The organism is Arachidicoccus sp., assembly GCF_050436765.1.
Classification (GTDB): Bacteria; Bacteroidota; Bacteroidia; order Chitinophagales; family Chitinophagaceae; genus Arachidicoccus.
Genome location: NZ_JBNQGD010000302.1, coordinates 38443 through 56024 on the forward strand (window position 1 = coordinate 38443; position 17582 = coordinate 56024).

9 protein-coding genes and 1 pseudogene are annotated in these 17582 nt (G+C 39.1%); 9 read left to right on the forward strand and 1 reads right to left on the reverse strand.

What is annotated here, in order from left to right:
• Together ACQR30_RS13160 and ACQR30_RS13165 are read left to right on the forward strand one after the other, a co-directional pair.
• Positions 1–1527, forward strand: a 1527-nt coding sequence (locus tag ACQR30_RS13160) for a SusC/RagA family TonB-linked outer membrane protein (protein WP_429735846.1), incomplete at its 5' end; no start/stop codon positions are given.
• Between the two features lie 19 nt (positions 1528–1546).
• Complete coding sequence (locus ACQR30_RS13165; RefSeq protein ID WP_429735847.1) at positions 1547–3592, forward strand: RagB/SusD family nutrient uptake outer membrane protein; 2046 nt, start codon at positions 1547–1549, stop codon at positions 3590–3592.
• Positions 3593–3605: 13 nt separating this feature from the next.
• On the opposite strand, the gene ACQR30_RS13170 is transcribed toward ACQR30_RS13165, so the two are convergent.
• Positions 3606–3794, reverse strand: a complete 189-nt coding sequence (locus tag ACQR30_RS13170; RefSeq protein ID WP_429735849.1) for a hypothetical protein — start codon at positions 3792–3794, stop codon at positions 3606–3608.
• A gap of 799 nt (positions 3795–4593) precedes the next feature.
• Here ACQR30_RS13170 and ACQR30_RS13175 point away from each other — a divergent pair.
• The 7 genes and pseudogenes from ACQR30_RS13175 to ACQR30_RS13205 form a co-directional block, all read left to right on the forward strand.
• Entirely contained in the window at positions 4594–7827 is a 3234-nt protein-coding gene (locus ACQR30_RS13175; protein ID WP_429735851.1) for a SusC/RagA family TonB-linked outer membrane protein, read from the forward strand.
• 22 nt (positions 7828–7849) lie between these two features.
• Positions 7850–9607, forward strand: coding sequence for a RagB/SusD family nutrient uptake outer membrane protein (locus ACQR30_RS13180; protein WP_429735853.1), 1758 nt, complete (start codon positions 7850–7852; stop codon positions 9605–9607).
• A 39-nt stretch (positions 9608–9646) separates the two neighbouring features.
• Positions 9647–11230 (forward strand): DUF5123 domain-containing protein, encoded by a 1584-nt coding sequence (locus ACQR30_RS13185; RefSeq protein ID WP_429735856.1) that lies wholly within the window; start codon positions 9647–9649, stop codon positions 11228–11230.
• 71 nt (positions 11231–11301) lie between these two features.
• Positions 11302–12780, forward strand: coding sequence for a glycoside hydrolase family 28 protein (locus ACQR30_RS13190; RefSeq protein WP_429735859.1), 1479 nt, complete (start codon positions 11302–11304; stop codon positions 12778–12780).
• A gap of 217 nt (positions 12781–12997) precedes the next feature.
• Entirely contained in the window at positions 12998–14677 is a 1680-nt protein-coding gene (locus tag ACQR30_RS13195) for a glycoside hydrolase family 28 protein (protein WP_429735862.1), read from the forward strand.
• A gap of 6 nt (positions 14678–14683) precedes the next feature.
• Positions 14684–16615 (forward strand): glycoside hydrolase family 88 protein, encoded by a 1932-nt coding sequence (locus ACQR30_RS13200; RefSeq protein ID WP_429735865.1) that lies wholly within the window; start codon positions 14684–14686, stop codon positions 16613–16615.
• Between the two features lie 7 nt (positions 16616–16622).
• Positions 16623–17582 (forward strand): annotated as a pseudogene (locus ACQR30_RS13205) (tagaturonate reductase); the annotation flags it as partial.

Sequence of the window (17582 nt, forward strand, 5' to 3'; positions counted from 1 at the left end):
TATACTTTGCTGGACAAGTATTTGTTTACCGCTACCTTTCGTGCAGATGGTTCTTCGAAGTTTTCGCCTGAACACAGGTGGGGATATTTTCCTGCCGGAGCGGTTGCATGGAAATTATCACAAGAACCTTTTATGCAGCACATCAATTGGTTGAATAATATAAAGATTAGAGCTTCTTTAGGTGAAGTGGGTAATAATGGTATTAGTGCTAATTTATGGTCACAACAATGGGGATCTGTAACCGATCAAAGACAGGAGTATGATCTTAATGGTGTTCCACAGTCTGCTTATGGCCTGGCTTCTTCGGCGCTGGCCAATCCAAACCTTAAATGGGAGACAACCATCACACGGGATGCCGGAACCGATTTCTCCCTCTTTAATAATCGTTTATCGGGAACAGTGGATGTCTATTGGAATACCACCAGAGACCTCCTTATGTTGACCTCTAATCCGGCGGTTTCGGGTTTTACTTCGATTTATGCCAATATTGGTCAAACTAGTAACAAGGGATTAGAACTCTCGCTAACCGGGTTAATTTTCGAAAATAAGGATTGGAGAGTAAGTGCAGGCGGTAACATAAACTTCAACAAGAACAATGTGGATGATTTAGCGCCCGATGTAACCGGGCTTTATACTACTGCTTGGGCGGGTACTTCCGCTTCTTTTCCATCAAACGATTATGTCTTACAACCAGGTCACCCAGTTGGATTAGTTCGTGGTCTAACCTATGAAGGAGTTTATACGCCTGCTGATTTTGATTACAATACTTCCAACGGAATGTACACTTTAAAGAGTGGCGTACCCGATATTGGTAGTTGGATGTCTGTTGTACATGGACTTTCTGCTGCCGACCGTCCATCCGGTCAGATTGCCTACCCGGGGCTTCCAAAGTATAAAGACTTGAATGGTGATGGTGTAATAGATGATAATGATGTTTCTGTTATCGGAAATATGAATCCAAAAAATACAGGTGGTTTCAATCTTAGTGCTAGTTACAAAGGAATTGATTTCGGGGCTTATTTGAATTGGAGTTATGGTAATCAAATTTACAATGCCAATAAACTAGCTAACTTGTATGGGCCAAAGGAACAAGGAGTTTACCAGAATAAGTTGGCTTTTATGAACAGTTCCTATAAGATTTATGATGTCGAAAATGGGCAACTTATACGACTGACTACACCGGATCAATTAAACGCGGCAAACAAGAATGCAACTTTACCCTTATCATATAATGAGGTAGTTGGAGCCTCGTCACTAGGTATTGAAAATGGTTCATATTTACGTTTAAATACGCTTGTTTTGGGATATACTTTGCCGAAGGCCTTAACATCAAAGGCCGGAATAAGTCGTATTCGTGTATATGGTAGTGTTTATAATGTGCTTACAATTACCGGATATTCCGGAATTGATCCTGAAGTAAATACTGATCCGGTGCACAACCATGCGACCTATCCTACCATAGGGTTCGATTATGGGACTTATCCACGTGCACGTTCATTTGTATTCGGCCTAAATGTTAGCTTTTAACAACTAAAAAATTCCAATTATGAAAAGATTAATCAATTATATAGCAGTATTTATATTGTGTGTCATTTTTTCACAGTGTAAGAAAAGTTATTTGGATGTTTCCTCACCGTCCAATGTGGACGATAAATTCGTCACTTCGACGCCTTCACAGACATTTGAAGTACTCTCTTGGTGTTATGCCAATTATCGTCAGAACTGTATTATGGGGACATATAGATGGAATGATCCCATTGGTTCGGATATCGAAATGTATCCAGAGGCAAATTCCAGTAATAACCTAAATGCAATTTTACAGCCTTCCCTGATACCTGTTGATGCAATGGCGACCGGATTTAATAATCTCTATACGACTATTGCCTATGCATCCAAGGTAGCCCAACTTATTGCTGCCAAACCGGCTTATCAGGCTGATGTAGCCGCTGGTAATACTTCCGATTGGACTCAGCTATATGGTGAAGCCATGACGATGAGGGCCATGTGTTATTTTGATTTGATAAAACATTTTGGCGATGTACCCTATGGATATGAGAATAGTTATGTAGTCGATTATGGCTTAAATTCCAGGTTTGATATATACGACACCCTTATTTCTTCTCTTAAAGCTGCGGAACCCTTTATGTATGTTTTAGGGCAGGGTGGCTTAACAGCCGAACGTCTATCAAGAACCTATTGCGATGCATTAATAGGAGAGTTGGCACTTTTTTCGGGCGGCTATCAAACGATAAGGACAGATGTACCGGGACTATATGGAAATGTAAAATTCATTACTAAAGGTACACAAGCGAATAATTGTGCCTATGCACAACGTAGTGATTCTCTTAATTATTTCAAAATAGCTGATCAATATTTACAATTGGCTATTACGAATGCAGGTACCTGTCATTTAATTACGTCTGACAACAGGACCTACGCAAACAATCCATATCAGCGTGTTTTTCAGTATTTTAATGATCTACAGGTATCTCCCGAGTATTTGTTTGAAGTAGGTAATATACAATCCGGACCTTCAGGTCAAACCACAACGAGCGAATATCCCTATGCTTTTGGCCGTCCTTCAGCCGGTGGCAGTAGCAATGCATTTCCTACCAAGACTTTTGACGCACTTCGTATTATTCCGACTTTTTACTATGGCGACTATATCAACGGAGATAAACGTCGAGATGCTAGTGTAACGGTTACCGGAAGTACTGGAAAGGGCAATGAAACAATGCTGTCTTTTGTTCCAGGTAATAAAACAAGTGGAGGGATTGCCATCAATAAATGGGATGACAATAAAATGAATCCACCCTACACTGCTGCTCAAAGAGTTTCGGGTATGGACTGGTGTGTTTTGAGAATGTCAGATGTGATGTTAATGCTGGCAGAGGTCAAATCTAAATTGGGTGAGAGTGGTGACGCTATTAGTTTGGTCAACCAAATTCGGGAAAGAGCTTTTGGTAATGGCAGTCACGATATAAGCGGACTAACCGGTGCTGCATTAACTGCAGCCGTATATGAGGAACGTAAGCTCGAATTGGTTGGCGAAGGAACAAGACGCTGGGACATGATACGGTCAGGCAACTTTTCTGCAGATGCAATAGCTGTACAGCAAGCGATGCAAGCGATGGTAAGCGACCTCAGTACCAAAGGATATCACAGCTTTGCTAACGGGAATGTTATATCTAATTATATCTATACTAAAATGGTAAGTCTAGCAAATCCATTGACCTTTGATGCTGATACGACGAATCCGGCGCTTTATCCAGGCTGGAGAGGCCAATATGATTATAGCACGCTGGCAGGTAGTGGTGTCGTCGCATCCGCCCCGCATAATGTGGCTATCGAAGGATTATTTAGTTATATTGATCCGAACGGGCCAGTAGCAGCTTTGTTAGTAGGTCAGGGTTATAAAAAGACCAATTGGGGAATTGACATTGTCAACAATTTTACCAGCTATCAACATAATATTCTATCCGGAATAACGTCAGCTACCGATGCACCCAGGTATTATTGGCCAATTCCTTCAGCAACCCTTATCAGTTCTAACGGAAAAGTTACCAACGGTTACGGGTTGCCCAACCAATAGTTGAGCAAGTTTCTTAGTCCTTAAAATCAAGTGAGAAGATAGTCATTATTTGGCTATCTTCTCCTCGATTCTTTGCCTTGTTTTGCTGTAAGCCTGAACTTCTGTGTTCATCCGGCTCCCACTTTGTAAAAACGCCTGTTTTGCATATTTCGCTTAACATGGCTTCTATTTTTTCCCTACTTTCTGTGGTAATTATATCCACATCAATCGATGTATATGCAAATCGGAAAATGCTTAGGTTCGGCCCTGCGAATTGTCTTTCTAATTGCTCTGTTAGAACTGCATCGAGATTCTTGAATGTTGCAACGACAAGTCAAAAAAAAGGACAATAAACTAATATTACTGTCTAATTTTTGAAATCAAAAAAAGGACAGTAAATTGTAATTACAGGCATAATTTTGAATATAATCTATTTAAAATCAATAAACTAGTTAAAATGAGTCATGAGGCATAACTCGGGAAGATCAGCTGGAGACTACCTCTCTTCAAATGCCAAATCGACATACCCCCTTGTTTTAAGCCATTTTCACTTCCTGACATAGAAGAATTTATTTTTATTTTTTGTCGATTCTTTATACCAACGTTGCCATCTATTTTTGTTTATTATAGTTAGGCAACCGTATTTTTATTGGTTCGATTTCAGAATAGAATGTCGTTTGTGTCCTTTCTATAATAACCCCAAAGATAAATTTTAGACTTAGGTTAAGTTTATCTGTTAATGTTTTAATTACAGAGGATTTTATTTTAAAATGGGAAATCGCCTATTAAAAAAACATTCAAAAATCTAATCTGTTCAAAATTATTTAACAAGGCCAACACAAGGTAGTCGCTGATTAATCTGATTTCAACATATTAATGTAAAAAATACATTTATTGCAATCGATACCGACATCGATTGCGTAAATTTTTGTAACTAACAAATGATAATTAATTTTTTAATCCTCTACTTTGGTGTTAAGAAAAACCAAATACTTTCACTCACTAAAAAAATTACTCCGCAAATGAAAAAAAATATCCTATTTATTTTTCTGCTTTGTTTTACAACTGTTGCATTCGCACAGAAGGGGGTTGTTTCCGGTCATGTAACCAATGAAAAAGGACAACCTTTAGATGGCGTTTCAGTAAAACTAAAACAGATGAATATTGGTACTCTTACTGATGCTTCTGGGAATTTCACCCTTAATCTTTCCAAAGCGAAAGTGAAGAACCCAACCTTAGTTTTTACTTACACCGGTTATAGTGATCAATCGATAATAGTAGAGAGTGATAACCAGAAAATTCTGATTGTCCTAAAACAAAGTACAAATGACCTCAATGATGTAGTCGTAATCGGATATGGAACTATCAGCAGAAAGGACCTAACGGGCGCTGTTTCTTCTGTTACAGCAAAACAATTGAAAGATATTCCGATCAATTCGGCAGAGGAGGCGTTAGCCGGCCGTTTGGCGGGCGTGCAGGTCACGGGATCAGAGGGATCCCCTAACGCAGAAGTCTCCATAAGGGTGCGTGGGGGAGGATCTATCACACAAGATAATTCTCCTTTGTACGTGGTAGATGGAATGATTGAAGATAATGCACTTTCGACGTTATCGCCTCAAGATATCGAAACGATCGATGTATTGAAAGATGCGTCCGCTACAGCAATCTATGGCGCCAGAGGCGCGAATGGGGTGGTTATTATTACAACAAAAAATGGGCAGCCGGGTCACTCTACGGTTACTTATAACGGATTTGTTGGCTGGCAACAAGTGAATAGAAAACTCGATGTAATGGATCCTTATGATTTTGTGTTTTATCAATACGAAAGGAGCCGTGGTAATTCTACACTAGAAAGTGGATTCACGACTTCTTACGGAAACTTTGCTGATATCGATTTATATAAAAATGCACCCGCTGTTAATTGGCAGGACCAGGTATTTGGCAGAAGTGCTTTTATGCAAACACATAATGTGAGTGTAAGTGGCGGCGATAGTAAAACGCAGTTTGATTTAAGCCTTTCAGATAATGAAGCACAGGCTGTAATGATAGGATCTGATTACAATAGAAAATTAGTCAATTTCCGCCTTACACACAAAGTCACTGACAAACTGAAAGTTGGCTTTAATGTAAAGTTCAACAACCAATCGGTTGATGGTCAAGGTACATCCAATCCGGGAAGTAGTGGACTGAATTTTCTCAGGCAGGCAGTCAGGTATATACCTTATCTGGCCCCAGGTCAATCCGTTTCTTACTACGATCCTGAGTTATTGGACAATACTTCAGGCAACGGCTTGTATATCGTGAATCCACTATTGTTGATCAATGCGCAATACAGAAAACAATACCAAACCAGAATAAATCTGAGTGGCTATGCTGATTGGACCATCACAAAGTTCCTGAGTTTTAGAACGACAGCCGGGTACGATTATTATCCTACTAAAACCAATTCATTTGACGATAGCATTACCTCCAACGCAATTTCCAATGGTAACGGAATGCCGATCGCAACTATTGCAACTACCGACAGATATACTTTTGATAACTCCAACGTATTTACGCTAACCAATAGGCAATTGGGCGGAGCATTTAATAAAAGCAATAAAATTGATTGGATTTTAGGAGAAGAGTCTTACCAGGTGCAAAATGAAAGTCAAAATACTGTACAGCGATTTTTTCCATTGGGGACGACAGCCAGTGAGGCCTTGGGTAATTTGAATTTGGCAAGCCCTCCAATAGGATATGCTGAGCCTTTGCCAACAACCAATCAGGATGAACAAAGAATATCTTCTTTTTTTACCCGCGTAAATTATGCATTTCAGGATAAATATTTAGCCTCCTTAAGTATGAGAGCAGACGGCTCATCCGTTTTTTCCCCCGAAAACCATTGGGGCTATTTTCCTTCGGCATCTTTAGCTTGGAGAATTTCGAAAGAAAAATTTATGCAAAGCCTGAAGCCGGTAATTTCTGATATGAAATTACGCTTAAGCTATGGAGAAGCCGGTAACAATAGAATTCCAAGCTTTCTTTATCTTACGCAGTTCTCAACTTCTTCAAATTATTACGGATTGAATAATCAGTTGAGCACGGCTTTTGGACCTGTTGGACTTGTTAATTCTCATTTAAAATGGGAGTCTAATATTTCTAGAAATATAGGTCTGGATATTTCGTTTCTAAGAAACAGAATTCAACTAACGACTGATTATTACAGAAACAAAACCAAAGACCTGTTGGTAAATGTTACCGTACCAACTACATCGGGATATGAAAAACAATATCAGAATGTAGGCGCTACTTCTAACAATGGGTTGGAAGTGCAATTAAATGCAACCATTATTGAAAATAAAAATTTCTTATGGAGTGCCAACTTTAATATTTCCACCAATCAAAACAAAGTACTCAGCCTTGGGGGAGAACAATATTTTACAGTTAACTCCGGTTGGGCGGGTAGCGCTAACCCGGATGATTTTATTGTAAAAGTAGGAGCACCCGTGGGAAGTATGTATGGTTTGGTAAATGATGGATTCTATACAGTAGACGATTTTGATTATGATCCTAATAATACAAAGCAACCTTATACACTCAAAGCCGGGGTAGTAAACGATTCTAAAATTACCGGTACCCCGCAACCGGGTACAATTAAATTTAAAGATTTAAACGGAGACTCTATTGTCGATTTGAATAATGACCGAAAAATTATAGGTAATGCCAATCCTAAATTCTTTGGTGGACTCAATCAGCAATTTGTTTATAAGAATTTTGACATGAGCATCTTTCTTAATTTTCAAGTTGGAAATGATATAGTCAATGATAATAAATTGGAGTTTAGCAGCGGTTATACCGTTGGTGCTAATTTATTGGCCATAGATAACAACAGATGGAAAACCGTTAATCCGCAAGGTCAGGTAGTAACCGACCCAACGGCATTAGCAGCGCTTAATAAGAATGCCACCTTATGGCAGCCTATGACTACCGGTAGTTCTTGGACACCACAATCTTGGGCAATTGAAAATGGATCTTTCCTTAGAATTAATAATATCACGCTGGGCTATACATTGCCTAAAAGCCTATTGAGTAAAGTAGGTATAAAAAAGTTTAGAGTATATGGTACTCTTAATAACTTGGCCGTAATAACAGGCTATTCAGGTTACGATCCCGAAGTAAATACAAGACGAAGTGTACCAATGACGCCAGGTGTAGATTATTCTGCTTATCCGCGTGCCCGTTCTTTCATCTTTGGCGTGAATGTTACCCTTTAAAAAATTAAAAACATTTTATATCATGAAGATTAAATCAATAATTTATTACGCTTTATTCCTTTCGGTAGGCGTATTACAACTTTCTTCCTGTAAGAAGTATTTAACGCTCAATCCCGTTTCATCTTTCGGTCCGGACGTGGTTTTCGGAACTGTTGCGAATGCGCAAAAGGCAGTCTATGGTGCCTATCAGGAGATGACCGGAGATAATGGATACGGTATTCGTGTCAGTATGTATTTTCCGTATGACAATGATTTGATGATGGGAGCCGGAGGGCATAATGATGGAGATAGAAGAGATATAGGAAGGTATAACCTTACATCGAGCAACCAACAAATATACAAACCATTCAATCAAATGTATGCCGGCGTTGAAAGAGCCAATTTGTGTATCAAATACATTCCGCAAATGAGTTTATATAGTAACGGTACAGCCCAGCAAAAAGGAGAATTGCAAAGACTGTATGGGGAAGCACTTACCCTAAGAGCCCAGTATTATTTTGAATTAATAAGAAATTGGGGCGATGTTCCGGCTCAATGGGTACCTTCTTCGGATATTCCTAATTTATTCTTAGCAAAAACAGATAGAGATACCATCTATGACCATATTTTGAATGACTTAAAAACCGCAGAAGATTTAGTTCCTTGGCGTTCAGGTGTAAGTGCACTGGGTGATCCAAATGATGAGCGTATTACAAAGGGTGCGGTAAAAGGTTTGAGAGCAAGGATTGCATTATTCCGGGGCGGTTATTCTTTAAGAAGGGATAATCAAATGGAAAGAGGATCCAATTATTTGGACTATTATAAAATAGCCGATCAGGAGTGTGCGGATATTATTCAATCCGGCGAGCATAAACTCGATCCGAGTTTTCAGGATTTGTGGCAGAATCAATTAGATGCACACCAAATAGACCCTTATGGCGAATTTATGTTTCAAGTGGCCATGAGTGGAGGCACATCCAGTACAGATAGTAAATTGGGGAAATATAATGGTCCTAACGGGAGTCTAACTATTTTGCCAACTTATTTCTATATGTTCGATTCTGTAGATACCCGTCGAGATGTTACGATTGCTCCTTACAAAATAAATAGTGATAACACATTATCGGCTGTTGGGTTATCTAGCTTGGCTGATGGTAAATTCAGGCGTAACTGGATTACCAATCCAACAATTGATATTAGTAATCAGGCTCAAAATTTTGGTTTGAACTGGCCCATTCTTCGGTACGCAGATGTACTGCTGATGTATGCTGAAGCTGAAAATGAAATTAATAATGGCCCTACTGCCGCTGCAATAGATGCTTATGAGCAAGTGAGAAAACGTGCATTTGTCGGAAACCTAAGTGAAATGGGAACTACTCCAAGCGATAAGGCAGGGTTTTTTAATGCAATCGTTAATGAAAGGGCATTAGAGCTTGGTACAGAAGGCATTCGTAAGTATGATTTAATTAGATGGGATTCTTTGGGCACTAAATTAAGTGAAACCAAGCTGGCACTTGCAGCCCTTAGTAATAATGCAGCCCCTTATGATACTTTGCCCGCAAAAATGTATTATGTCGCAGGGCCATCCACGACAACTATTAACTGGATATCCTCTTTCTATCACCCTTCCGCTACGACGACACCACCCGGTGCAACTTCTGTAACTTGGATTAGTAATATTTTGGGTGGTAATCTTCAATACTTTGCAGAAGGGTTTAAGCCAAATCATAGTGAATTATTGCCTCTGCCCCAAAGCACTATAGATGCCAATCCAAATCTTAAGCAGGATTATGGTTACTAAATAAATTGTCTTAATAGAATAAATAAAATGAATAAGGACATGACAAAAATAAAATTTCAAAATATCTCTTTAATAGGTATGGTTGTCTTAATAGCTATTACTGCTTTTTCCTGCAAAAAGTCATCCATAGACTATTTTAACCCTAGTAGGATGTTTACACCGACTTCTATTTCTATTACAGGAGGAGACACCGCCGCATATATTTCTTGGCCGGCATCGCTTTATTCTGCAGCAAAGCAGGTGAGCTATACAGTGGAAATATCAAAAGATTCCAGTTTTGCTACAACCCCGGATTTATCTATAGTGGTGAACGCAAACTTTAGAACAGTTACCGATGATACATTGCGCGATAGAACTAAATATTATGTTCGCGTAAAAGCCAATGCCTCCGGAACTTCGAGTGAATCATCTTGGGTAAAAGATACGGTTGGGTTTACATTAGTTGGAATACAAATTTTTAATCCATTACAATCTTCCGATATTATAGATAATAAAGTTAGGTTGACATGGACAACTACTCCCGGGGTGACTGAAATTGACCTAACAGATCCTGCGGCCAATGTTATAAAAGTTCCTATTACTGACAGTATCAATACAGCAGGTGAGATTATCGCAAAGGGGTTACTGTCAAATACCAAATACACCGCTGAAATTTTCGCCGGTACAAAAAGCAAAGGCTTGTTAAGTTTTACGACGAAGTTGTCACAAGTAGGAAATAACATCGTCGACCTAAGGGGTATTGCCGATGCCAATATTTTGAATGATACATTGGTAAGTGGAATTCCTAATGGAAGCGTGGTATTATTAGACAGAGGTATGACCTATGATATGTCTGCGACCAGCTATGTAATTGATCAGTCGCTGACAATCGAAAGTGGCCTCGGCTTTGGAAGCCCAGCGACAATAGCCCTGGCAACCAATTTAGATGCATCGGGTACAATTGATTCAATAACATTCTCTGATTTGACATTGCTCGCAAACGGTGCTAGTTATTTTATGAATATCAGTAAACCGGCTACTATTGGAAAGATGAGCATTCTTAATTGCACGACCGAAGGGGTTTATAACAACTCGTTTATTCGTATGAAAACATCCGGCGATAAAGTTGCTAATTTCTATATGAATAATTGCATTATTGATAGCATTGGTATTGGTGCAAAATATGCTGTATTTTATGCCAGCGGAAGCAGTAACGCTTTGTTTGATAATATGGAAATCGACAATTGCACCTTTAGTGATTTCTATTATTTTGTTCGTCAGGATGGTGTGACTACTACTTCCCTAAAAGTAAATAATTGCACTTTTGATAATATGATTAATCAAAGTGGGTATTTTGTAAACTATTCCGCTGTATTCCCAACTTCCTTTGCCTTTACCAATTGCCTATTTGGTAAGACATTGGATCCTAGCAACGCAAATGGTATTAAGTCAAGCGGCGGCGCCGTCTTCAATAATTGTTATCAAACTGCGGATTGCATATTTAGTGCGAATCCATTGGTTGGAACCAGCAGTTACAGTGGAACATCTTATGATTTGTTCGTGGACCCGGACAATGGAAACTTTAGTTTCAAAGATGGGGCTTTTGCAGGCAAAAGTTCAACAGGGGACCCAAGATGGAGGTGATAAGACAATATACTGCCTGATAAGTGTTTGTCTATCAGGCAGTATAATTTAAGAAAAATTAAATATTGGAAATGAACTTTAAGCAAATCCGAATGATTGCTGCTGTTTTTCTTCTAAGCTTTGGCTTTTTTATGCAAGCCTCGGCACAAGAAAATTTGAAAGCGGAGATAGAGAAATATGTAAGTGCGGCACCGTTTAAAATGACTGCGCCGGTGTTACCTAATATTCCCGACATTAGCGTTGATATTACATCTTTTGGTGCAGTAGGCGATGGGCACACTTTAAATACAGAAGCTATTACCAAGGCGATTGATGAATGCGCGCGTAGGGGCGGAGGTAAGGTTACTATTCCACCCGGTCTATGGCTTACGGGGCCGATAGAATTAAAAAGCAAAATCAATCTTCATGTAGAATTGGGAGCTATTTTGTTGTTTACCAAGGACCATAGCTTGTTCCCCATTATTGCTAGTTCAGCCAAAAGCCGTACATTTTTTGTCAAGAATCCGATTTATGGATACAAATTACATGATGTAGCCATTACCGGAAAAGGTATTCTGAATGGTTCTGGTGACAGCTGGAGACCCATTAAGAAGGAGAAGACAACGGAGGGACAGTGGAAAAATTTACTAAAACAAGGAGGGATAGTCAGTGCGGATGGTAAAATGTGGTGGCCTACTAAAGAAGCCATGGATGGCGAAGCATATATAAAAAAAATACAAAAAGAACATAAACAAGTAACGGCTGATGATTTGTTGCCGGCACGCGATTTCCTGCGTCCTTATATGGTTTCTTTAGTCAATTGCAGTAAGGTACTGATTGACGGACCTACCTTTATGAATTCGCCTAAGTTTGCGCTTTTCCCTAAATACTGCGATAATCTAATTATTAGAGATGTAAAAATTAACAACGAATGGTATGCGCAAAATGGCGATGGAATAGATATTTCCAATAGTCAGAATGTAATTATTTATAAATGCACCGTTAGTACGGGCGATGATGGTATTTGTATGAAGTCAAGCAGGCCTTCTTCCGATAAAACAGATACCGCTTGTTTGAAAAATATACTTATAGCAGACTGTATTGTTTACCACGCTCATGGAGGTTTTGTTATTGGTAGTAACACAGACGGAGGCATGGAAAATATCAGTGTAAGCAATTGCAATTATATCAATACGGACATAGGTATCCGTGTGAAAAGTAATCGCGGGAGAGGAGGCCTGGTGCATCAAATATATATCGATAATGTCTACATGAATAATATTGCCGACGAGGCCGTTGCCTTTAACACCTACTATGAACAAAAAGCTAAGCCTACAGGTGATTTTCAGTTGAATGCAACGACTCCGAGGTTTCAGGATTTTTATTTGAATAATATTTATTGTGTAGGCGCATCGACGGCAATCTCTCTAACCGGATTACCTGAAATGCCCGTCAATCATTTGTATTTCTCTAATATAAATATTACAGCGAAGAAGGGGTACGAAGCCGTCGATGCAAAGGATATTTCTTTCAAAAATGTCACAATAAACGATCATGAACTGCGTCAATAGTCGCAAGGGCGGCATTGCTATTTGTTGATTTTTTAAATAATATTTTATTAAAAAACTATCTTTTTGACATTTGATAAAAGCGCAATCGTTCCCAATATCGATTGCGTAAATAAATGCCATTAACTACTATTATATGCACTTTTAATTTTATAATTTGCTCATATTCCTCTGAACAAGAACGTAGTTGCTTTGTCTTAGGATGTTAATTTTTCAAAAAATGAATAAACGTATTACATCTGTTCTAAGTATTCTTGCTATTAGCTTTTCATTGCCGGTTTGCGCGCAGCAAAATATCCTTCAAAAGGACAGCATCGCAATGATAAAATCCTTCCATGTAAGCATGCCAGCCTTGCCGGTCTTACCTGCCTTTAAAAAAGATACGCTTAATATTAAAACTTTAAATGCAAAGGGTGACGGACAGTTTCTCAATACGGTAATTATCAATAAAGCGATTGCACAAATAAGCGCAAGTGGTGGTGGCGTAGTGCTGATACCAGGTGGCGTTTGGCTTACCGGCCCATTGGAAATGAAGAGTAACGTAAACTTGCATCTCAATCGGGATGCCATTGTTTTATTTACGAAAGATAAAGATCAATATCATTTAACTGAAGGTGATTATGAAGGACATCGGGCGGTAAGAAATGAGTCTCCTATTTACGGAGAAAATTTAGAGAATGTGGCGATTACAGGTCGTGGTGTCATTGATGGTAACGGTGACGTATGGCGTTCGGTAAAGAAAAGTAAATTGACACCTGATCAATGGAATGACCTTTTGCAATATGGAGGTATCCTAAGTGAAAATAAGCAAACCTGGTATCCCTCGGCAAGTTATTTGAAAGGTAATAACACCAAAGACGCCGGTTATATCCAGTCGGGGAAATCTTTGAGCGACTATACAGGTATGAAGGATTTTTTTAGACCCAACCTTTTAGTTTTGAAAAACTGTAAAAATGTATTGTTGGAAAATGCGACTTTTCAAAATTCTCCCGCCTGGTGTTTGCATTTACTGATGTGTGAAAATCTTTCCATAAAGGAGGTTAACATAAAAAACCCTGCATATGCGCAAAATGGCGATGGGATGGATATTGAATCTTGCAAAAATGTACTAATTGAAGGCAATACACTTACTTGTGGCGACGATGGTATTTGTATAAAATCCGGTAGAGATGCCTTTGGAAGAGAAAGAGGAATGCCCACCGAGAATGTGATCGTACGTGGCAATGTTGTCTATCATGCACACGGCGGATTTGTTATTGGCAGTGAAATGTCCGGCGGTGCGAATAATATTTTTGTTTACGATAATTCTTTTATGGGAACCGAAAATGGTCTCCGCTTTAAAACAACCAGGGGGAGAGGTGGCATTGTAAGTAATATTTATATCTCTAATATTTTTATGAAAGATATACAAAGCGATGCCATCCTTTTTGATATGTATTATATGGCTACGTCCAGCGCTGTAAAGGGTGTAAAAATAAAACAGTATCCAGTAACCGTTGCCACGCCGCAGTTCAAGAATTTTAAAATAAGCAATGTTGTATGTGTAGGCGCCAACAGAGGCATTTTTGTCAGAGGTTTACCTGAAATGAATATCCAGGATATTTCTTTTAAGAATATTACACTGGAAGCTAAACAAGGGGTGGATATTGAAGAAGCAAAAAATATTAAAATTGAAAATTTGCATTTGAATGTCTCTGATAAAAATTCATTGGTGAAAATTTTAAATGGGCAACAACTACAATTTGACGGATTATCTTCCGATAACAATGTAGCGCAAATATTCTCGGTAGACGGATCGAAATCAAATCATATTGATGTGGCCAATGTCCATGTTGACCACGCTGCGTCTAAAGTTCAATTACTAAATGGTACTGCTGCTTCCAGTATAAATTTTAATTAAAAAACTATGAAATTGAAATTAAGAGTTGCTTTTTTCTCCCTGTTTTTCTGTTTGGTAAGCTATTGCTTCGCGCAAAAAACCGACATAGCAAAGTTGACTGCAGCCACCATTATGGATAATTTTAATCCAAAGCCTGGTGACGACGCAAAACTTACGGAGTGGAACTATACACAAGGGGTAATGTGGACAGCATTAGAGCAATTGTGGGAAGCAACAGGGGATGGCACTTATTTTAATTTTGTAAAAAATGCAATAGATAATTATATAGATGATAATGGAAATATTAAAACCTATAAGTCGAGTGACTTTAAGCTGGATGATGTTTTAAACGGGCGGAATTTATTGACCCTTTATAAGGTAACGCAAAAGGTCAAATATCTTAAAGCTGCCCAAATTTTAAGAACGCAACTGGCGCAACAACCCAGAAATAAGGAAGGCAGCTTTTGGCATAAAAAAATATATCCCAATCAAATGTGGTTGGATGGTTTGTATATGGCAGAACCATTTTATGGTGAATATGCAAAAGAATTTAAGGAAGAGACAGATTTTGCGGATATCGCGCATCAGTTTTTATTGGTCAACAAATATATGCGGGATGCAAAGACTGGTTTATTGTATCATGGCTGGAACGATACCAGGCAAGAGAAATGGGCAGATAAAAAGACCGGCCTTTCCGAGAATTTCTGGGCGCGGGCAATGGGTTGGTATGGAATGGCTCTTGTCGATGTATTGGATGATTTTCCTGCAAACAACCCGGAAAAAAAGTCTTTAATTAGGGTTCTTTCTCAATTTGCGGAGGCCATTAAAAAAGTACAGGACCCGCAAACGGGCCTTTGGTGGGATGTGTTGAATTTCCCTGACCGTCAAGGGAACTATTTGGAGGCGTCGGCATCTTCCATGTTTGTTTATACATTGGCAAAAGCAGTACGCAAGGGCTATATACCGGCCGCTTATTTGCCTGTGGCTAAGAAAGGCTACGGGGGTATACTGCATCATTTTGTGCATATTGGTAACGATGGAAAATTAATGTTATCCCGAACTGTTTCTGTAAGTGGTTTGGGTGGGAATGCCAGTCATTACAGGGATGGAAGCTATGAATATTATCTGCGTGAAAAAGTAGTTGATAATGATCCTAAAGGATTAGGTGCATTTTTGCAGGCAACAAATGAAATGAATTTGCTGACGACTTATTCGCTGGGAAAGAATAAAACAGTTTTGTTAGACAGCTATTTTAATAATGAAAAAATAACCGATAAAGCTGGTAATAGTCATTCATTTCACTACAAGTGGGAAGAAGAAGATAATAACGGTTACTCCATTTTTGGAAAGGCCTTCAATCGTTTCGGGTTTGTAACCAAGACAAGTTATGATCCCCCCACAAAGCCATTATTGAAAGGTGTAGCGGTCTATATTATTGTGGATGCAGATATTACTACCGAGAATCCAACGCCTAGATATATGACGAAAGCTTATGCTCAAACGATTTTCGATTGGGTGAAAAAAGGAGGCGTATTACTAATAATGAATAATGATAGTGGTAACGCGGATATCAGACATCTGAATATACTGGACCAAATGCTGGGGTTTACTTTTAATGAAGATAGTTACAACAAGGTAAAGGGAAGGGAATTCAAAATGGGTGGCATTCCTATAGCAAGTAACAATCCGGTTTTCAAGACTGCTTCCGAGGTATATATCAAAGAATTATCTACCATTCGTGTTGAAGATAATAAGGTCGAGAAAGTACTTACTAAAAACGGGCGGACGATTGCTGTCACCGCGGCTATCGGAAAGGGGACTGTTTTCGCCGTTGGGGATCCTTGGTTTTACAATGAATATACAAATGGTCTTAAATTGCCTCCTTCTTTTCAAAACTTTACTGCGATGGAGGATTTGATTAAATGGCTAACTCCTAAAACAGACAATAAAATAAAATAACATCAAAATGCAGCAAGGCGAAACTGATTTATTACAGCTATCACGTACGAATCTGATTCATATAAACAACCTACCGGTACCTTCTTCTTTAATATTGAATTTGCCCGAAAAGGTGTTACAATTTGGCACGGGCGTCTTATTAAGAGGTTTACCCGAGGATTATATTGATCATGCCAATAAGCAAGGTATTTTTAATGGACGTGTAGTAATCGTAAAATCCACCCAACAAAACAATGTAGATGATTTTAAACAGCAAGACGGGCTTTATACGCTGTGCAAAAGGGGATGGGAAAATGGGAAAATGATCTCTGAAAATGCCCTGAATGCCTCTATTAGCAGGGTTTTGAGCGCGAAAGAACAATGGGATGAAGTTATTAAATGCGCGCACAACAAGGATCTGTCTGTCATCATCTCCAATACGACTGAGGTGGGCATTGTATTAGATAAGACCGATAAAATATCGACCACCACAGCTCCTGCTTCTTTCCCCGGTAAATTAGTTGCCTTGCTGTGGGAAAGGTACCGAATTTTCGAAGGCGCGCAAACGGCAGGTTTGGTCATCATTCCCACCGAACTCATCGCAGACAATGGCAAAAGACTCAAAGACATTTGTTTAGAATTGGCAGCTATCAATAAGCTGGAGCCTGCCTTTATTGACTGGCTAAAGGAAGCCAATGATTTCTGTGACTCCCTGGTCGATAGAATCGTGGCCGGTAAAGTAAAAGGTAAACAGGGAGAAGAAATCCTGATGAAACTAGGTTACAATGACAAGCTAATGATTATGTCGGAAGCATATGGCCTGTGGGCTATCCAGACATCTAAGCCCCATTCTAAAAAAGTGCTCTCTTTTGCGAAAGCCAACAGCGGTGTCATCGTTACCGGTGACATTGAGCGGTTCAGAAGGATGAAATTATTTTTGCTCAATGCACCTCATACCTTTACGGTTGTCATTGCCATGGCTTGTGGT